At 38.2% G+C, this 20,504-nt stretch carries 12 protein-coding genes and 1 pseudogene; 5 read left to right on the plus strand and 8 right to left on the minus strand.

Annotated features, from left to right (window positions below):
- Positions 1-123: 123 nt before the first annotated feature.
- Together DFO72_RS20940 and DFO72_RS20945 are read right to left on the minus strand one after the other, a co-directional pair.
- Positions 124-1,296: a CDP-glycerol glycerophosphotransferase family protein gene (locus tag DFO72_RS20940; protein WP_113883831.1), complete on the minus strand. Its 1,173-nt coding sequence runs from the start codon at positions 1,294-1,296 to the stop codon at positions 124-126.
- A gap of 183 nt (positions 1,297-1,479) precedes the next feature.
- Positions 1,480-2,667: pseudogene (locus DFO72_RS20945) on the minus strand (CDP-glycerol glycerophosphotransferase family protein); the annotation flags it as partial.
- A 322-nt stretch (positions 2,668-2,989) separates the two neighbouring features.
- On the opposite strand from DFO72_RS20945, the gene tagD reads away from it, so the two are divergent.
- The gene (tagD, locus tag DFO72_RS20950) at positions 2,990-3,388 is read left to right on the plus strand and encodes a glycerol-3-phosphate cytidylyltransferase (RefSeq protein WP_113883833.1); all 399 of its coding nucleotides are present in this window, start codon (positions 2,990-2,992) and stop codon (positions 3,386-3,388) included.
- 141 nt (positions 3,389-3,529) lie between these two features.
- A complete protein-coding gene (locus DFO72_RS20955) occupies positions 3,530-5,407 on the plus strand; it encodes an LTA synthase family protein (protein ID WP_166672528.1) in 1,878 nt (625 codons plus the stop codon).
- A 38-nt stretch (positions 5,408-5,445) separates the two neighbouring features.
- On the opposite strand, the gene DFO72_RS20960 is transcribed toward DFO72_RS20955, so the two are convergent.
- Together DFO72_RS20960 and DFO72_RS20965 are read right to left on the minus strand one after the other, a co-directional pair.
- Positions 5,446-7,320, minus strand: coding sequence for an FAD-dependent oxidoreductase (locus tag DFO72_RS20960; protein ID WP_113883835.1), 1,875 nt, complete (start codon positions 7,318-7,320; stop codon positions 5,446-5,448).
- A gap of 152 nt (positions 7,321-7,472) precedes the next feature.
- On the minus strand, positions 7,473-9,212 hold the full coding sequence (locus DFO72_RS20965; RefSeq protein ID WP_243856224.1) for an S-layer homology domain-containing protein: 1,740 nt from the start codon (positions 9,210-9,212) through the stop codon (positions 7,473-7,475).
- Between the two features lie 194 nt (positions 9,213-9,406).
- Here DFO72_RS20965 and DFO72_RS20970 point away from each other — a divergent pair, with 194 nt between their 5' ends.
- Positions 9,407-11,881, plus strand: coding sequence for an S-layer homology domain-containing protein (locus tag DFO72_RS20970; RefSeq protein ID WP_113883836.1), 2,475 nt, complete (start codon positions 9,407-9,409; stop codon positions 11,879-11,881).
- A gap of 165 nt (positions 11,882-12,046) precedes the next feature.
- Positions 12,047-13,066, plus strand: coding sequence for a C40 family peptidase (locus DFO72_RS20975; RefSeq protein ID WP_113883837.1), 1,020 nt, complete (start codon positions 12,047-12,049; stop codon positions 13,064-13,066).
- A 41-nt stretch (positions 13,067-13,107) separates the two neighbouring features.
- On the opposite strand, the gene DFO72_RS20980 is transcribed toward DFO72_RS20975, so the two are convergent.
- Together DFO72_RS20980 and DFO72_RS20985 are read right to left on the minus strand one after the other, a co-directional pair.
- Positions 13,108-14,763 carry a S8 family peptidase gene (locus tag DFO72_RS20980; RefSeq protein WP_113883838.1) on the minus strand — a complete coding sequence of 552 codons (1,656 nt, stop codon included), beginning with the start codon at positions 14,761-14,763 and terminating at the stop codon, positions 13,108-13,110.
- Positions 14,764-14,866: 103 nt separating this feature from the next.
- Complete coding sequence (locus tag DFO72_RS20985; protein WP_113883864.1) at positions 14,867-16,234, minus strand: N-acetylmuramoyl-L-alanine amidase; 1,368 nt, start codon at positions 16,232-16,234, stop codon at positions 14,867-14,869.
- Positions 16,235-16,466: 232 nt separating this feature from the next.
- Between DFO72_RS20985 and DFO72_RS20990 the strand changes: the two genes are divergently transcribed.
- A complete protein-coding gene (locus DFO72_RS20990; RefSeq protein ID WP_113883839.1) occupies positions 16,467-17,459 on the plus strand; it encodes an LCP family protein in 993 nt (330 codons plus the stop codon).
- Positions 17,460-17,489: 30 nt separating this feature from the next.
- On the opposite strand, the gene csaB is transcribed toward DFO72_RS20990, so the two are convergent.
- Both csaB and DFO72_RS21000 read right to left on the minus strand, forming a co-directional pair.
- Positions 17,490-18,572, minus strand: coding sequence for a polysaccharide pyruvyl transferase CsaB (gene csaB / locus DFO72_RS20995; RefSeq protein WP_113883840.1), 1,083 nt, complete (start codon positions 18,570-18,572; stop codon positions 17,490-17,492).
- On the minus strand, positions 18,569-20,485 hold the full coding sequence (locus tag DFO72_RS21000) for a DUF5693 family protein (protein WP_113883841.1): 1,917 nt from the start codon (positions 20,483-20,485) through the stop codon (positions 18,569-18,571). Before DFO72_RS21000 ends, csaB begins: the two co-directional genes overlap by 4 nt.
- Between the last annotated feature and the right edge of the window lie 19 nt (positions 20,486-20,504).

Here is a 20,504-nt window from a genome sequence, read left to right on the forward strand (position 1 = left end):
TAAACATTAATTCCCATAAATTAAGACGTAATCTGACAAAAAAGGTTTCAGTATTATTAAGAATCTAAATAAAAATTCCAAGCTAATTAAGCTTGGAATTTTAAACAACTATCCATCTAGTAACTAAACCCTTTTTTTAAACAAATAATCAACAAGGTTTTTGCTGGAGTACCCTTTAGAATATTCATTCCAAACTTCAGCATATTTGTTTATTGCTTGTAAATCAAATTCATTATCTTTTATTGCTTTTGCAACTTCTGTTGTGGATTTAACAATCGGACCTGGTAATGTTGATTCATACTGCTCCCACAAACCACGGCTCTTTTTATAATGCTCCATGTCATAAGCGAAAAATATCATCGGTTTATTTAGGAGTGAGTACTCATAAGGAATGGATGAATAATCCGTAATTAAATAGTCCGATATCAATAACAGCTCGTTTATTACATAATCCTCTGATGAATAATCATATAAAAACCCAGGGTGCAGGCTAGGAAAGTCTATTGAATTTTTGACAGCGGGGTGCAGCCTCAGCAAAATAACATACTCATCCCCTAACTCCTCATACATCTTTTGTATATCCAATTTCAAATCAAAATGTGCAAGCCCCTCTTCCCTATATGTTGGAGCATACAATATTTTTTTCTTATCACTTAAGACAGGATTACCTTTTAAGAGCTTATTTACAGCATCCTCCATCATTCTTCGGTTAAAGAAAAAGTCAGTTCGCGGAATGCCTATCTTTAGTATGTTCTCATCTTTAAGATCAAATGCCTGCTTAAAGAAGTTGGCCATGATATCGGAACCAACTATGACCTTATTAAATTTTTTATACACATCAGAAAAGCGCTTTTGAGATCTTTTACTGCGGTACTTTGTGGCTTCATCGACAAATCCAAACTTCTTAATAGCACCAGAAGCATGCCAAAGTTGGATACATTCTACTTCTTCTTTAAAATCCGTAGCTGATAGAAAGCCAAAATAATTATCGATCAACACGAACCTGCTGGTAGCTAAATGATATATTGACCTGATCATATGAACAATATTTGCTGATTCGAATGGTATAAGCTGAACCTGATTTGCTGTCAGGAAATGTTTATAGCTTGATCCTTTATACAAAACAACAATCTCTTCTTTTAAGCTTCTTTTTCGTATTTCCTCATATATATATCTGCTGTTATCTCCAAATGTTATTACAAACACAATCTTTTCCTTAAGAGGAAAAAGGTTAAAGAATTTAAAAAACATTTTGAAGAAATATAAGTATATTGTAATGTAAATCTCTCTAGCCATTATTACACTTTAATATCCTTTTATCTTTGATATTAAAGCGCCTAAAATATTGACATTTACTTATTTCAGACATCATTACATCTCCTTATCGGGCGATAAACAAGGTGAATTATTTTCATATTTATAATCAAATTATAAAGGCTAAACAATACAACTACAAACAATCCTTTATAAATTTCTATTTTATTTGTTTAAAAATACCTTCTCAACCACTTTTCTTGCGGATTCCCCAGATTCTAAGTAACAGAATTCTTTATAGAACTCTTTAAAGGCAACGTTTTCCGCTATATGATTCACTTGGTTTTTTATATGCTGAATGACTTCTTCAGTTGTTTTCGCCAAAGGTCCTGGTGCTTTGCTTTCAAAATTATAATAAAAGCCTCTTAATTTATCCCTATATTGATCTATATCATACACATAGAAAATAATTGGCCTTTTCAGGTTGCCATAATCGAAAAAGACAGATGAATAATCTGTAATTAGCAAGTCTGAGATCAAATACAATTCACGGATGTCTTCATGATTAGAAAAATCATATGCAAACCCTTTATATGGCGAAAGATCAAAGTTCTCAGCAACTAAATAATGCATTCTCAGTATTACAATATATTCATCGCCGATTTTTTCTCGAAGAAGTTTTAGATCAAGCTGGATATCAAATTTATATTGACCCTTTGAGTAAAACTGATCATCTCTCCATGTAGGTGCATATAATATTATCTTCTTATCTGCAGGCAAATGATATTTTTTTTTAAGAGAAGCAATTTCCTGTCCGCCATTAGCATTTATAAGGATGTCGTTTCTGGGATATCCTGACTCAATAATTGTTTTATCAAACTGAAAAGCTCTTTTAAATATTTCAGTAGAATATCTATTTGGAGAAATTAAGTAGTCCCAGTTTCTAGACTCTTTATAGAAATTCATTTTATATTGTTCTGTTGTCGTCCCCGGCATATGAACTTCTTCAATATCTGCAGCAAGTTTTTTTAAAGGTGTGCCATGCCAGGTTTGCAGATAGGTAGTGTGGGCTGGTTTCGGGATCCATAAAGGAAGGCGGCTATTACTAACCCAATACTTAGCTCTAGCCATTACGAATAGCCAACTAACAGAAAACCTTTTTACATACTCAAGTTCTTTCCCCTGAAAATTACCAATATATTTTGGGTCCACACTCCAAACCATCCTATATTGAGGATGGTTTTCTTTTAAGTATTCATATATAGCGCGTGGATTACAGCTGTATTGCTTTCCTAAAAAGCTTTCAAATATAATAAGGTTTTTGTCTGCAGGCAAATAACCAACTAATGTAAAAAGCATTTTATATAACCACTTTACTTTACTGCTTTTTTTTATTTTAAGAAGAAATGCTTTCAGAGATTTCATATTTTATTGTTCTCTCCTCTTACATAAACTGGCTTAGTATTTAAATATAACTATAGATAATAAAGGTTTAGAAGTCCTGTGATTTTGGTAAAAAGGATTCTATGTTGCTCTTTTGTAAATAAAGAAGTAAAATGTTTTTTAGCATTGAACTATAGCATTACTGTAACATGAATTTGTTTTTTTTACACTTGTAAATAAAAGCATAATATTCCCGATTTTAACCTAATTGTAAAACTATATTATTTAGATAATATTGATTTTGTGTAAATTTATTGTTAAAGTGACTATAGTACAGAATAGGAGAGTTAGAATGAAAAAAGTGATTACTTACGGAACATTCGATTTGCTCCATTATGGTCATATAAATATATTAAAAAGAGCTAAAGATCTTGGCGACCATTTGACTGTTGCTATTTCCACGGATAGTTTTAATGAATTAAAAAATAAGCAGGCCTATCATAGTTATGAAAATAGAAAGCTAATTCTAGAGTCTATTATATATGTTGACAGGGTTATTCCTGAAAATTGCTGGGAACAGAAGATTGATGATATAATCACTAATAATATCGATACCTTCGTAATGGGTGATGACTGGAAAGGAAAGTTTGATTTTCTGAAGGATTACTGCGAGGTAATCTATTTACCTAGAACTGTCGGAATTTCCACTACTAAAATCAAAAATGATTTACACCTAGTTCATAATGGATAATTTTAGCCAACTGAATGTTAATTTCAGTTGGCTTTTTTGTATCTCTCTTTTAGAAGATCAATTTACAATATTTTAAATCTCATGTAATATGAAAATAATTTACAATTATTAAATATGACTTATTTAATTGGATGTGGTTATTTGTTCGCAAAACTAAAACTAAATCATTACCTGCTCTTTATATTCTTTGCCATGGTGCTTTTATTAAAGTTTTTCTTAGTTAGAGAGATTATGTTTGATGAAAACAATTTGCCAAAGACGATTTTTTTGGAAATTGGTTACCTTCTATTTATCCTTGGATTAATAGAGTTAATTCCGTTTCAAACGTTGAAAAAATCAGTTTACATACTGGTAAACTTTATATTTTCTTTATTGCTTCTGGCTATTTTAATTTATTTTGATTACTTTGGCTACATTGTTACAATCCATGCTTTTTCACAAATCGACCAAGTCGGAACTATAAAGGACAGTGTAATGCAACTGCTAAGCCCTGTTTATTTAGCACTTTTTGCTGACTTTATAATAATTATCATCCTATTTATTCTGTTCCAAAAGAAAGGAACGTTAGAGATTAGTGCATTCCACCAAAGATTCAAGCTTTTTATACCTATTATTTTATTAGGATTTATTTTAATTTCCATTAATATTTTTTCACAAAAGGATACCAATATTGCCAATACTGTGCTGGCAGCAGAAAAACAAGGAATCTTGAATTATGAAATCTTGGCTGTCAAAGAAAAGGTAACTGCTGAAAATGTACCAGCCTTGACAGCAACACAGCAAAAAGAGCTTCCCAATCAAATAAAAGAAATAAAGCAAATCAGCACGCTGCCAGAAGATGAGCTGAAATACTCGGGGATTGCAAAGGATAAGAATATTATTGTCATCCAAGCAGAAGCCTTTCAGGTATTTCCATTAAACCTAAAGGTGGATGGAGTAGAAATCACGCCATTTTTAAATGAACTGATTAAGGATAGCCTTTATTTTCCAAATGTATATCAGCAAATTGGACCCGGTAATACTTCTGATGCTGAGTTTATCTTTAATACCTCACTCTACTCTGCTCCTTGGACAGCGACTTCCGAAACATTCGGTGACAGGGTTATTCCAAGTTTTGCTAAGCTTTTAAAGGGAGAAGAATATAAGTCATTAACCTTCCATGCCAATGACGTAAGCTTCTGGAGCAGAAACAATTTATATCCTGCATTGGGATTTGATCAATATTACGATATAAGGTTCTTTGGCAATAAAGATGTAATTGGTATAGGGCCCTCAGATGAAGTTCTCTATTCGAAAGCACTGCCAGAACTTAAGAAGCTCCATAATAAGGACCAAAAGTTTTATGCACAATTTGTAACGTTATCAAGCCATCACCCCTTTAAGATTCCTGCAGAAAAACAACCTGTTCGTTTGCCTGATCGGTATAAAGGGACTCTTGTAGGTGATTATTTACAAGCGATCCACTATACCGATAAGACTCTTCAGGAATTTGTACAGAACCTGAAGAATGAAGGCATGTGGGAAGATACAATTTTTGTTTTGTATGGAGACCATTTCGGGCTGCAGCCGAGCGGACTGAAAGAAAGTGATTTTGCCTTGCTAAAAGAGATTACGGGGCACGATTATACGTTCCTTGACCAGTTCAATATTCCTTTAATTATTTCTGTTCCAGGACAGAATACCACTGAAGTGATTGAGAATCCGGGCAGTCAAATCGATATGCTGCCGACTCTGGCAAATCTTATAGGCCTTTCACTGGAAAACTATGTTTACTTTGGACAGGATATCGTTAATTATCCGGATAATCTATTTGGCATGAGATACTATATGCCTTATGGTTCCTTCTTTAATAATGAAATTGCCTTTAAACCAGCCGAAGGGTTTACGGATGGCGAAGCTTTTACTATTCAAACTGGCGAACCCCTTGCAGAATTTAGTCAGTACCAGAATGATTACGACCGTATTATGAAGCTTTTAAAGCTTTCGGACGATTATATGAACAGCTTGCCACAACGCTAAAAAACACGGGCTCCCCATAAAGGAAGCCCGCGTTTTTTTTAGTTTTCTTTTACATATTCAATCACAGAAGCAACAATGGCATAAACTTCTTTTGAAGTTAACTCTTTGTTTTTCTGAATTCTACTTACCGTGTCCTCAGAAATAACATCATCTTCTGTCAGACGAGCCCAATTGACCTCCTGATCCCCCTCATAAAATACTTCTTTTAATATACTTTCAATGTCATCCCTTTGGATTGGGCTGTTTGCTTTTCCGAATTCACCGGCATAAACCATTTCCAGTCTATTTTGAAGCTCCTTAAATTTTTCAGGGTTCGCACGCTGAATAGCACCCTTTAGCATGTTAGCAAAGCTGTGTCTCCAAACTGGTTCATCTACCTTTAAATCATTGGAATAGCCGCCAACAACGAGTCCATAATTCATTAGAGTTTGAATAGATTGATCATACCATTCTTCCTCATATGGATAATCCGTTTTAATATGATCCACAAACGCTCCTTGCCTTGCCAGCGTCTCTCTAAGTTTATCTATCATTTTTTTATCTTTGCTTAGCTCTCGGGGAGTGATTTCATTATTGATGGCGAGAGCCGCAGCAGCTCCTGCTGCCTCACCGGCAACCATGCCTGTTGGCACCACCCTTGCGCTGCCTGCTGCAAGTGATGAGAAACCTGCTGATCGTCCAACGATAAGTAATCCTTCAACCTCCAAAGGGACAAGTGACCTGAACGGGATGGCATACTGTTTTGGATCAGACAATACATAACCATAATCTTGAGGTGTTTGAGCCTGCACATCTACTGGATATGCCCCAAAGCCAATATTGTCCCAATGGTCTCTATTCGTCCAAACATCCGACATGGATAGCTGGTATTCCGCCCAGATATGCCTAGTTTCCCTTACGTAAAGTTCAGTTGGATGGCTGGCGATTTCCGCATGTTTAAATCCTGGGAATTCTTTTTGCAAATAGCTGAGTATATGCTCCGTTTCCCTTTTGCCCTTTTCAATCGCTTCCCTTTTTGATTCCTCACTTAATCCATCGATTCCAAAAATCTGCAAAGCATTGATGAAATATTCATCTTCTACTTTAACCAGGTTTAAACCTCTTAATCTCGTACTCTTCTCTCGGGGTTTATAACTATAATGCAGATCGGAAAACCCCCAGGCAACACTTTCAGTCACTTCTGCATAACCAAATTTCTGTGACTTTGCCGTTTCCTTCACTTTACTCCAATCCACATTCTTTAAGTGGAGCATTAACGTGACAGCCATTTTCTTATCTTTAATGCCTATATCCTCTCCTCCAGTAAAGTAGGGGGCACCTGACATGGCAGCAAAGTCGGCATCTTGAGTTGCGTCAATAAAGATTTTCCCCGATACAGTCTGTTCGCCATATTCATTTTTTAAAGTCACAGCATAAAGATTACTTAATTCTTTTTTCGATTCCACTACCTCTGTTTCAATAGCAAGTGTTAAATTGTGCTCTTTATCAACCAGATTCTTAAACGCTGATTTGGCTTCCAGTATGCCAAAAGCATTATCGCCGCCTACAAGCTTATGCCATTCCTCATATATTCCCTTGCTGACTGATTTTCCATTTTCTCCTTGAGGGATATCAAGGAAATTTAACATTCCGTATGTAAATAACCCGCCTAATTCAGCTCTATTCTCGACCAATAGAGTTTTTGCACCATTTCGGGCAGCAGAAACTGCAGCAGCTACCCCTTCTGGTTCGCCGCCAATAACAATGACATCATATTTATCTTCTAGATGTTCTGGCAAATTTGGCGCTTCATATTCCTCTATTGGATTCTGACTAATATTTTGAGCCACAGGGACGGCTTTATGTTTGTAGAACTGATATCCAGCTAAGGCAATAAAGGCTAAGGCAATAAACCAAGATAAACTTTTCTTCATACTAAACTCCCTAATATTTACTTATTTACTATATTGTAACATTACTTAACATTAACTTAAACGTTTTGCAATAAATATTAAGTATAATAAGGAGTTCATCTTTCATTAAAAAAGAAGCACCAGTTAATTTTGGCGCTTCTTTGAATTAAGAACTAATTAGCGATAACTCTATCTAAAAAGGAAGCAAATTCCGCACGGGATATTTCGTTACCAGGCCTGAAAGTTTGATCAGGATAACCTTCGACCAGGTGATTTGCAGCCAGGGCACTTATGGAGTCGTATGCCCAGTGATCCTGTTTTAAGTCCTTAAATGACATAGAGCTTTTACCGGTCAATTCATATGCTCTCTCTAGAATAACAGCCATTTCTGCACGGCTAAGCTTTCCTTCAGGCACGAATTTTCCTTCTTCCCTTCCGATGAAAATTCCCTTCTCTGCAGCAGCTGCGATATCAGAAAATGCGTAATGCGTTTTGTTTACATCTGTGAAATTTGAATCTGCAGTTGCCTTCAGATTCAATTCTCTGGCAATAATGGCTGCCGTTTCGGCACGGGTTATGGAATTGGCAGGCCTAAAGGTACCATCTGGATATCCCGTAACAAGGCCCTCATTATTTAAAGTTTGCACAGCATCATAATACCAGGCACTCGCTTTAATATCCTTATAAATCATATCTGCCAGATTTCCTGTGTATACGGCCTGTAAAATAGCCGAAACTTTATTTTCATACCCATCGGACGGCTTATTTACCAATACAGGGTAAGAAGTACCCGGCATCGTAACAGCCATTGCAGTCGATCCGCCCCCATCAAGGTTAATCGCTGACGCTGCCCCTTTCGAAATCAGATAGGATGCAAGGTCTTTCAGACTTGTGCCATTACTGTATCCGCTTTGCCTTCCATCGATCGTAACAAGAAATATACGAGTGCCTGTAGAATCAACGGCAACAGCTGTTCGAGGCTGACGCGAAGCTGCAAAGGAAGAAGATAATGGCATTGAAATATTTACTTTTCCGTCTTTCACAAGCAACGGTCCAGCTGCTAAAATAAATTGCGCATCGTGCCATTTTGGATCGATGGATAATTGCACACCAATTTCCACACCTGGCTGCAGTTTAGTTAACTGTTCTGCCAGTTCTTTATTTTGAACGGAAATAACAAACCCGTCCTCAGGAATTACTGAATCTCCTGGATGGGCAAATGAAGTTGTTTTAAAGATTTTCCCCGTAAAGCTATCCCCGAAATGCAATTTTTTTGTATCCTTTGAGGCGTTGCCAACGATAATCTCCATGCCCCATTGGTTTGTTCCAGTTGTTTTTTGCGAAGGATTGTATAGTACTGTTGTATTCTCAGTTCTTACATTATTAATACGGTCAATCTTATAGGTATTTCCGTTAACTGTAAAAGATAGGCTGGCAGAATAGTAGTCCGCTATCGCCTTTCCTGATTTTGTGATGCCAAAGGCAACCGGCTCTTGGGTAGGACTCTCAAAATTCTCACCTAGAATGCCATAATTTATAATTTCATTTTTCTTGGCCAAAAGATTGGCAGGGAGACCGTTTCCCATAAAAAAGGAAGCATTTGTGGCCCCCACCACTTTATGTCCGGCATAACTATTCTCCCTCGCCATGCTGGTTGTTGTTTTCAATGTATTAATGGGGTTGGGAACACCGATCCCTACCTTTGTATATGTATCATTTAAATTTATATTTAAAAGATTAACAGCTTCGTAAGAGGAACCAGATGAGTAATGCGATTTTTCATAAAGTACACCTGGGGACACTCTTACTTTACTGCCTGAAATCATGTTATCAAAAGCAGCCTCACTGGCTGTTGCGGCAAATTGCTGCAAAAACAGACAAAATATTAATATACCCGCTAATTTTCTAATCAAACCTTCTCACTCCAATTTAGCAATATATGGTGAACAATGTTGAATATACCATATATTAATCTAGTGAAGTAAAGATACTGGAAATTTTCCTTATGCCAATTTTTTCATAAAAATTTTGTTGAAACCTGTAAAATTAAAGATAGCAACCTATCAGAATAATTGTATAATATTAAAAGACTAGAAGGAGGGATACGGTGAAACAAAAATTAATTTTAGCTTTCGTCATTTGTATAGCCTTGCTGCTCATGAAGCCTAATGAGGGAAGAGCTGCGGATATTATGAACCCGAAACAAACCTATACATATGAAGAAATGGTTCGTGATATTAAGGCTTTGGCTGATCGCTACCCGGATATTATCAAATATAAAACCATTGGCACAAGTGAATACGGAAGGCAAATTTACGCAGTGTCATTGGGGACTGGAAACGCAAAAACATTTATAAACGGCTCGCACCATGCAAGGGAATGGATTTCAACCAACCTTAATATGTACATGCTTGAACAATATGCAAAAATGCACAAAGCCAATCAATCCTTTGGAGGCTATAATGTAAAAAAGGTCTTGGATGAAACAACCATTTGGTTTGTTCCGATGGTTAATCCTGATGGAGTTACACTCCAGCAATCAGGATTAAGCAAATTCCCCAAAAGCATACATAGCTCATTAATTAAAATGAATGAAGGAAGCACTAATTTCAAACGATGGAAAGCGAATGCAAAAGGCATTGATTTGAACCGGCAATATAATGCTGATTGGAAAAATATCAGAAATAACTACCCATCACCGCGCTGGAGCAACCATAAAGGGTCGGCACCGGAACAAGCCTCTGAAACAAAAGCAATCGTTAAATTCACAAAGGAAATTGACCCTGAGATGTCTGTAGCATACCACACCAGCGGACAAATTCTTTATTGGTATTTCCACCAGTCAGGGTCAATTTTCAAACGTGATGAGGCATACGCAAAAAAAATTGGCCAATACACTGGATACAGCCTTGTTAAACCTATTTCCAATCCGTCCGGAGGAGGCTATACAGACTGGTTCGTTCAAAAATACGGAAGGCCGGGCTTTACGCCGGAACTGGGCACTTATGCGGGAAATACTCATGTGCCGCTCTCACAATTCGATAAAATTTGGAGCCAGAATAAATATGTCGGACTATACACAGCTAGTGAAGGCTACAAGCTTTACCTAGCCCGCGGAGGAAAACCAAAGCCAAAAGAAGTGAATGTAAAGATTGATGGCAAATTGATAGCCTTTGATCAGCCCGCCCTTTACATTGATGGCCGCACGATGGTCCCTGTAAGAGGTGTATTCGAAAAACTTGGTGCTTCCGTAGAATGGTCCCAGGCCACTAATACAATTACAGCCAGAAAAGGCACAACAATCGTGGAACTGAAAATTGGATCAAAAACGGCAAAAGTCAATGGAATCTCAAAAACACTGGATGTGGCCCCGCTTGTCTTAAACAATAGAACGCTAATTCCCCTGCGCTTCGTATCTGAAGCACTGGGTGCAAAAGTTGGCTGGGATCAGGCAACTTTTACAGCATTAATTACATCACCGCCTGCTGATACTACTCCGCCTGAAGTACCGACAGTCAATCCGGTAAGCGATGTTACATTAACAGTAACAGGAAAAAGCGAATTGAATTCCACTGTTGTTGTAAAGAAAGGAAATGCAGTATTGGGTGAAGCTAAAACAAATGATGCCGGCCAATTTAAAATCAAAATACCGGCCCAGCCAGCTGAAACAATTTTAAATGTTACCTCAACAGATATGGATGGAAATGTAAGCAAACCCGCACAGATTAAAGTGACCTATACAAGCACGTTTATTGATACAGTTGGCCATTGGGCAGAAAAACCGATAGGCTATTTAAAAGACCGCAAAATTACCAATGGATATCCGGATGGTACATTTGGTGTAGCCAAGAATATTTCCAGAGCAGAAGCTGCGGCATTCTTGGTCCGTTCACTGGGCCTTAATACTGAAAATCTGCCTGATCCGAATTTCCCGGACGTGAAGCCGAACCATCAGTTCTATAAACAGATAGCAGCTGTTTTCCACAATGAGATAATGCAGGGAACACCAGATGGCCGCTTTAATCCTGAGAGAACATTAACAAGAGCTGAAATGGCGATGCTATTGGTTAATGCCTTTGATCTTGAAAGAAAAGGCAATGAGTCTTTCCCTGATGTAAAGGAACGGCACTGGGCTTATGAAGCCATTTCTATCCTTGCCTCGAATGGTTTTGCCGGAGGGTACCCGGATGGTACCTATAAACCTGACCATCCGATTCAGCGAGCGGAATTTGCAGCACTCCTTGCAAGGGTTCTTCAGGCCCCTCCTTCCGAAAAAGAGGTTACGACAACTGAAGTCAAGGATGAAAAAGAAGTTAAAAGTGAGTTGCCTGTAGCTGAGAACGGAGCTTCTGAAGAAATAGTAGTCGAAGATACAGATAGTAGAGCAGAAGATACTACACAAAAAGAATTGCAGAATGCTAATGAAGAAACCGAGCGAAGCATAACAGCTCCCGAGGATGAGATGACAAATTCTCAAGAGCAAGAGGAACCAAGCAATTCTGAAAGCCAATCTTCGACTGAACTGGAAGACAACACAAAAAAGGAAGATTTGAAAACTGGGCAAGACAGCCCAGCAGAATAATTTGCGAAGCCGCCTGTTGCATACGGGCGGCTTTTCTCTTATCTATCATTCCCTAAAAAATATGCTATTTTTCCCATTTGTTACAAAAATGTAAAATATATTACCAGTTTATTATGATAGCATTGAGTCAAATAAAGTCGAAAAACAGGTTTAGGGAGGATTTAAATGGGGAAAAAGATAATTTTGTCGATTACATCTTTCTTCTTAGCTATCTTTTTACTGGCTCCGGTGAGTTTTGCAAACGAAGACCTGGGGAAGAAGATAGCAGCTGCTGGGAAAGAGCAGCTAGGTGTACCATACAAGTGGGGTGGAACCACTCCAAGCGGTTTTGATTGCTCCGGTTTTATTCTTTATGTATTTAATCAATTTAATATTTCACTGCCTAGAACCTCTGCACAGCAAGCTACAGTTGGGAAAGCTGTAAGCAAGTCCAATTTACTGGCAGGTGACCTTGTATTCTTTAAAACTACTTCATCATCCATTTCACACGCTGGAATATACATAGGCAATAACCAATTCATCTCAGCAACTTCTTCCAAAGGGATTAAAATTGACAGCTTAAACGATCCATACTACTGGGGCAGCCGCTATGTAACTGCCCGCAGGGTAATTGAGGAAAAGGCTGAAGAACCTGTTGTGCCTTCAAGAGTGCTTTCTGACGGTGAATACTATGATGTTGCGAAAAATAACTGGGCTTATCCTGCTATCACATCCTTAAGTAAACAGGGAATTATTAACGGTTATGCCGGAAGCCTATTCAAACCAGGTAACACAATTAAAAGATCTGAAGTAGCAAAAATGCTAAGTGAAACGTTTAATTTAAAAGCTTCAAAAGCAGCACCATATTCTGATGTAGCAAAAAGCCATTGGGCCTACGGCCATATCGCAGCAGCGACAGAACATAACTTCTTTACCGGTTATGATGGCAACAAGTTTAAACCGGATGAGCCAATTACCAGGGCGGAAATCGCAGCACTTTTTGCAAGGGTTTTTGAATTGAAAAGCCAGAACGGACAAGCTACTCAATATAATGATCTTCCCAAAAGTCATTGGGCTTATGCTGATATTCAAAAATTGACTCAAAATGAAATCGCAACAGGATATTCTGACCAGACTTTTAAAGCATCAAAACAAACTAGCAGAGCGGAATTCTCACAGTTCTTATACAACGCTTTACAAAAATAATTAAAAAGAAGCGAATGGCGACATTGCCATTCGCTTCTTTTTTATCTAAATGAAGGTTCGAGTGCCCTTGCAAGCAATACTGCAAATTCAGCTCTGGTAATATTACTTTCCGGTTTGAAGGTTCCATCAGGATAACCTGTGGCGATTCCGGAACTATATACAGAGTATACGGCTTTATAATAATGCTTATTCTCTTTCACATCAGAAAATTTCCCAGTGACATCTCCTGCAAAGCTGAAAGCGTTATCCAGCATTATGGCAGCATCACCTCGAATGATGGCATTACGGGGTTTGAAGGTTCCATCAGGAAATCCACTTACAATCCCTTTACTGCTAGCTGTTTCTATATATCCTGAGGCGTAATGTGCATCCGGCACATCACTGTAGCGCGTTAATTTTAAGTCTCCTGAAAGGTTGAGCGCCCTGCCGATCATCGTAATGGCTTCTGCCCTTGAAACCGGCTTATTGGGGTAAAAATATCCATTCTCATAACCCGTTATCAGGTTTTTGGAATATAGATACGATACTTCATCCTCATACCAGATACCACCCTTAATATCAGGAAAAACATTTGCAGCAAGTTTATGTGGCGCCTGTACCATTCCATAACCATAATCCGAATCTTTTCCTTTTTTTCCTAAATCAATTGCCGAATTCTGCATAAGGATACGTATTTCTTTATGGCTCTTTTCCGGATATGCTTGCTTGTATAACGCTGCTATTCCTGCGACATATGGTGCTGCCATTGATGTCCCGTCCATGATGGCATAATCCTGCCAAACACCATCAACATAGCCGCTATAAGTGCTAAATACATCTTCCCCTGGTGCAACTAACTCCAAAGAAGGTCCGAAATAAGAAAAGGATGATTTCACTTTCTTTGCATCAACAGATCCCACCGCAATTACACTTGGATACCTCGCAGGAAACAAGACATCTGTCGTACTGGATAATGGCGTAAGAGCATTACCAGAAGCAGCCACGATCATAATTCCCTTTGAATAAGCTCTATCAATAACCTGCTGCAATAAGTAGGAACCCTGGTTTGCAGTAACACTCAGATTGATGATGTCCAGATCTTGCTTTATGGCCCAATCTATACCTGCAACAATATCAGATTGATTGCCTAAACCTGAACTGTCCAAAGACTTTATGGCATAGAGCTTAACTGATGGTGCAACCCCTACAGTCCCAAAGCTGTTATCCTGTGCTCCAATAATTCCTGCTACATGGGTTCCATGCCCTTCATCATCATTATAAGAAGATTGATCACCAACAAATGAAATTCCGCCAGTAACCTTTAAATCGGGATGATCAACCTTAATGCCAGTATCAATGACCCCAACTTTAACACCTTTACCGGTTAATCCCACTGACTTTGAAACATCCGCCTTTACAGACTTATACCCCCAAGACTCCATTTGAGGGGTTGACTCTGTTCTAACTTCAGGGTCTGGATCAATCCTTTTAACTGCTGGACTTTTTTTTATCCATTCCCTCTCAGTTGAAGGAATAGTTAGTGAAACAGCTGAATATTCTTCAAAAACATGATGAACCTCTATTGAAGGATGCTTTAAAAGCTCGTAATCTATTTTTTCATCAAAGGTAAGAATAATCCGTTCTTCTTTCTCTTCCGCAGAAACAGTCAGAGGTATAATAAGAACAAACAAAAATATGAATAAAAATAATCTTTTCATAGAGCCCGCTCCCCATTAATTAGTTTTGCTAGAGTGTTACTGTCTATTTCCTTTTGAAGCGAAAACTCTATTATAAAAGAAAACGGACAAGAACGTCCGTTTCTTAATTCTTCCAATTATAATAATCTACTATTCCTAAAGCAATTGCTTCTGCCATTTTATTTCTATATGTATCTGAAGCCAATTTTGCTGAATCTGTTTTATTTGTAATAAAACCTAATTCCACTAGGGTTGCTGGCAGAGGATTTGTATAAATCACCCTGAAATCTGCATTTTTTACGCCCCGGTTGTTTGTACCAATGGCTTTATATAATCGGTTTTGAATAAAAGTGGCAAGCTGCTTGCTGCTTTCGCTCCTGGTGCCTGCAGTACTATAATAGGTTTCAGTGCCATTAGCACTATCATAGACAGAAGCATTAGCATGAATGCTAACGAATGTATCTGCATTTCCATTTACACCAATCTCGACTCTTTTGTCCAGTGAAACATAAGTATCTGTTGTACGTGTCATCACGACCTGGACACCTTTTTGTTCAAGAAGCTTTTTTAACTTCAAAGAAACAGAAAGGGTAACATCTTTTTCTTTAAGCCCGAAGCCTACAGCTCCCGGGTCTGAGCCTCCATGACCTGGATCGATGGCAATAATTTTTTTATTAGAAGGGATTGCCAGGTAATCCCTATGTACATAACCTTTTAAGCTGCCATATGAAGAATAAACCCAGTCACCAATCGTCTGGTAAATTGCAATTGTTGTACCCTGTTTGTAGGATCCTATTGTGGCATACTGAGTTCCAGGGCCGCTCCTAACATTTAAGGAAGTAGCAGTAACAATTCTGTTACCGACAGATTTCGCCTCATATGTTACACGAAAAGATGTATTCAGCCCTCTTGCAACTAAAAGCGAGAATTCTGATCGTATAATGGGAGCCTTTGGTTTAAAGCTTCCATCCGGATATCCATTAGCAAGACCCGCAGTCACAATAGCATTAATGGCAGTATACTGAGTTCCGCTTGTTGGAACATCCGAGAAGAAAATATTGCTCGTCTTGCTTAGTGAAAAGGCTCTTTTTAACAAATAAGCCATTTCTCCTCTAGTAATCTTTTCTTTTGGGCGGAAAGTTCCATCATCATAGCCAGTAATAATTCCCCGGTCAACCGCTGACTGAATATAGCCGGATGCATAGGAATCTTTCTTTACATCGCTGAATGAAACGGCACGCTGGGTTCCATTTAGCCCTAGCGCTCTTCCAATCATGGTCGCGGCTTCTTCTCTTGTTACCTCCACACTTGGACGGAATGTGCCATCAGGATATCCTGTTATTACCTTTCGATCAATTAGGTAATTAATCTCAGTCGCATACTTTGCTGGTATATCCTTCAAAGCAGCTGCCAAACCTTTTTGGTTTGGTGTTATCACAAAAACAAAAGCAACGGCCAGGATCGAAAAGCAATAAAGTAATCTTTTGAACATTGTTGTTCTTTTTCCCCCAATTTTGTTTATTCTTGTCATATTGTAGCATAAAGCGAAGAAAATTTTGTCAACTTTTTTCATTTTTATTCCTGAGGTTAAATTTTCCAATATAAAAATTACCTTTAGCAAATCCGCAAAGGGAATTTACCATCTGGTAAAAAAATAGTAAAATGGTGAGTATGCCTTGAAAAAATATAAATTAACCCTAGGTTATAATAAGGAGCAACATTTAATGTTTACAAGAAATGTTCTTAACGAAAGAAGAAAAAAGAAAAGAAGGCGTATTGTTTTTTTTATTTTGATACCTTTATTGCTGTTAATTTCTGCAGGTGTTTTTTATGGTGCGACATTATATAACGATTTCAAACAATCCATGGAAGTTTCTTATGAAGCAATTGAAGGAAGAGAAAAGTCTCCCATACGGGAAGAGGCAGTTAAAATTGATAAAGATAATTTCTCAGTATTAATTATGGGGATTGATGACAGCGAAAAAAGAGGGTTTGGAGGGAACTCAAGAACTGATGCCCTAATGCTCGCGACAGTAAATCAGGATGAACGTTCTGTAAAACTCCTTAGTATTCCACGAGATTCATACGTTTATATCCCCGAAGTGGGTTACGAAACAAGGATTAATCACGCACACGCATTTGGAGGCCCCAAAGCAACCATTGAAACGGTTGAGAACCTTTTTGAAGTACCAATTGATTACTATGTGAGTGTCAATTTTAATGTACTAATAGATGTTGTTGATGCCTTAGGTGGTATTAATATAGAAGTCCCATACGCATTCAGCGAACAAGATTCAAAGGATAGAGCAGGTGCAATCCAGCTTGAAGCTGGCCCGCAAATCTTAAATGGCGAAGAAGCACTCGCCCTTGCGAGAACAAGGAAGCTTGATAACGATATTGAGAGAGGAAAACGCCAGCAGGAAATCATTAAATCAGTTATTAATCGAGCTGCATCTGTTGGCTCTATTTCCAAATATGATGATGTGTTTAAATCCGTCGGCTCCAATATGAAAACAGATTTAGTATTCGGGGAAATAAAATATTTAGCAGAGTTCGGCATAAAGGATTCACTTTCTATTGAGTCACTGACATTATCCGGTGAGGATTATTGGGGAAATGGAGGGGCTTACTACTATAAGCTGGATGAGGCAGAACTTGAAAATACAAAAACTGCATTACAGAATCATCTAGATCACTTCTATGCTAAAAGTGAATAACGAAAGCCCTGGGAAATCCCAGGGCTTCTTTTATTTAGTACTTCTTTTTAAATAATGGATGCTCTTAACAGCGGTATCCGTTGCCTGATCCTGCAAAGGTTCTATTCTATTTCTTAGATTACGCGATAGATCTCCTTCCTTTTCCAAAGCAGCCTTCATGGCTTTGGATAGAAAAGAAGCTTCCCAGTCTCCATTTACAACACTCCCTGCAACTGGCTGGCCTGCAATATCTGCAAAAGCCTCAATTTTAGGATCATAAGATAAGGCGATAAACGGTGTATACGTAATGGCTGAAAAGATCAGCGCATGCAATCTCATCCCGAGTAATAAATTAGACTTTCCAATTAAAGCGATCTTTTCTTCAATTGAATCGTTAAAAGGTGAAATATAGCTTTTTTCCTTCATTAATGCTGCGGTGTCTCTGGAAGCTTTATCATCATGTTCACCGTGCATAGGGACAAAAATAACTGTATTCTCAGCGTCCGCAATAGAATCCAAAGCTGCCGCTATCTTTTTCTTATAATCAATTTCAGAGGGCCAATCCCTAACTGAAACGGTAACCAATTTCCCTGTAAAAGATTGGGCATTAAACCAAGTGTTGCCAGGATTCTCCAGGTTCAATCCAATGACAGGATCTGGCACTATTTCAATCGGCTTTCTAATACCTATGGTTTCCAGAAGCTTCTTTGAAGCTAAATCCCGAACCGTTATTTCCGTTTCCCCTAAAACATTTTTGACAATCATCCTGCTGATTTTTTTATGTATCGGCCCCATTCCCTGCGCATAAATAAATACAGGTTTTTTAGCTATTTGGGCAAGTTTTATAACCCCAGTATAATAAGGAATCGATTTTATCCCGGTTTCATCTTGAAGCAAGCTTCCCCCGCCGCTTATTAGACCATCAGACCTTTTTAATGCATTATAAACCTCTTTCACACTCCAGCGGTTTACTGCCTTCACATGATAAGTTTTTTCTGTATAAGCCGGGTCATTTGATAAAACGGTAATATCAATTCCAGGCTCTACTTTTTGCAGTACTTGGATCATAGAAAAAAGAATAGCCTCATCACCAACATTATTAAACCCATAATAACCCGAGATCACTACCTTCATAAGCCCCACCTCGGTTTTATTTTTTCATTATATATAGAAAGGCCCTTTTTAAAGATCACAATAAAAATAAATCCAACTCCCAGGCCAATAGCCAAGCTGTAAATTGTCCGTAGCAGAGAGACAAACAATGGGATATGCAAATGGGTGAACGTGTTGACAATCGATAAATAGCCAATCACACTGGGAATTAACAGATAAGTACCAAGCTTTTTATTAAAAGAGTACATATATAATGAGAGAATATAAAACGGAAACCCTATTAGGAATTCCTTCGTCCTCGGCCGAACATACATAGTTTCTTCCAGCCACTGTCTGATCGCAAGTTCGAATGATGATACACTGCCTGCATTGCCTGTTCGGCTTATATAGTATAATCCGATAATCCCCAGAATGCCGATAATCGCTAAATGCCCATATAGAACCCTCATATTCCAAAGCTTCTTTAGATCTATAATGAACTTCCCATTGAAGCTGCTTCTTAAGCTTTCTTTAAGAATATATATAAAAACAACTAATAAAGGGACAATATAGATGAGTTTAACTCCTCTAAACGCCTCAATTTTAACAAGATATTCGTTACCGTTTAAAAGGCTAACAATGATCAGGATCCCTGCAGAGCTGACCAATGCCGCACGTCCATAAGCCTTTAGAATATCAGCAAATCCTTTTATCTCCAATCTCGGTATGATGGCAAACACAGGCGCTGCCATAGCTGTAATTAAGGCTAACCCCTGAACAAAGATAGGATTGTTTAAAATAAGTGCTGCTAAGCCGAGTAATAGTGTCCCAGCAAATGAAATATAGTATAGTAATTTGTTTTTCGTGATTTCAAGCACTGCTAATGAAATAAATATAATTGCTGCTAAAAATGCAGCCATGTAGCTCCATGCTGGTATTGTAACCTTATCAAAGACTTTTGCATTTCCAGACTTAAATCCAGAAGGCATTTGCTGGTCCATATTCTGAATAAAGCTTTCCAGGTTCTGAAGAGCCTTCTCAGCCTCAATACCCTCTTCAGTTCGAAGAAACAATGAGCGGATATTTCTTTCCTTTACAGCACGCACAGCACGATCCACACCCTCTTCCGGGCTGGCTACCTTATTAAGGTCCAGACTGTGCAGGCGGATAACATCCATATCCATGGTCTTTGCCATTGTGTTTATACCTGATTGTTCAGCGAACTCGATTGCATATACAGCAATATTTTTCTCCTTCAGCTTTTCAGCATATTCCTTTATCTGATTCGTTTCCGGATATCCGATTACTTCTACCCCTGTAAAAAGAACACGATTCGTTATATTGTCTGATAGATTAAGAAGTTGGTTAAAAACATAGGGGTTTTCTTCCTTTGAAATATTGGGAATCCTCAAAACAACTGATAGCCCTGCCTTTTTTATAGACTCAATGGTTTCAGGCAAATAGCCGACCGGCAGGTGATCAATTCGGCCGCCCTCATTGGAAAGATAGATAAATTCCCTGCCTGAAATGGTTACAGGCTGTGTGTCCATTGATGAAAAAACCTCAGTCAAACGGTCTGTAATTTCATTTCTTTTTTGTATGTACACATACACACCATCTGTGGAGACTTGGTTAGCAACTTTTTCAAGACCGCTATTAAAAATAGACATCTCCTTAATTCTTTCGCCTGTCAGTACGGTTACATAACCTTTCTCCTCCAGGCTTGCCAATGTTTCGGGCAGGACACTGACAGCCTGAAGTCCGGATTCCTGAACTCTTTTTAAAACTTCATCAAGCTGCAGGCTGCTGTCTTTGGAAACAATGGATTCCAGATCATGGATAGGAACAATCGTTTCATAGGTGTTATTATTCCGTTCAGCCTGGTATCTTTGCATTAACCCAGGCAGAGATAAGAGAAGGGATACAATCAACAATCCTAGTAAAGCTTTTCGCACATTACACACCCTTTTCAAA

It is taken from the genome of Cytobacillus oceanisediminis (assembly GCF_004366035.1).
GTDB classification, from domain to species: Bacteria; Bacillota; Bacilli; order Bacillales; family Cytobacillaceae; genus Cytobacillus; species Cytobacillus oceanisediminis_C.

Coding starts and splice junctions, on each gene's coding strand:
- csaB (WP_113883840.1), bottom strand. CDS start 18,572: ATGAAGGTAGTGATCTCGGGTTATTATGGGTTTAATAATGTTGGTGAT.
- DFO72_RS20980 (WP_113883838.1), bottom strand. CDS start 14,763: ATGAAAAGATTATTTTTATTCATATTTTTGTTTGTTCTTATTATACCT.
- DFO72_RS20985 (WP_113883864.1), bottom strand. CDS start 16,234: ATGTTCAAAAGATTACTTTATTGCTTTTCGATCCTGGCCGTTGCTTTT.
- DFO72_RS20975 (WP_113883837.1), top strand. CDS start 12,047: ATGGGGAAAAAGATAATTTTGTCGATTACATCTTTCTTCTTAGCTATC.
- DFO72_RS20960 (WP_113883835.1), bottom strand. CDS start 7,320: ATGAAGAAAAGTTTATCTTGGTTTATTGCCTTAGCCTTTATTGCCTTA.
- DFO72_RS20940 (WP_113883831.1), bottom strand. CDS start 1,296: ATGGCTAGAGAGATTTACATTACAATATACTTATATTTCTTCAAAATG.
- DFO72_RS20990 (WP_113883839.1), top strand. CDS start 16,467: ATGTTTACAAGAAATGTTCTTAACGAAAGAAGAAAAAAGAAAAGAAGG.
- tagD (WP_113883833.1), top strand. CDS start 2,990: ATGAAAAAAGTGATTACTTACGGAACATTCGATTTGCTCCATTATGGT.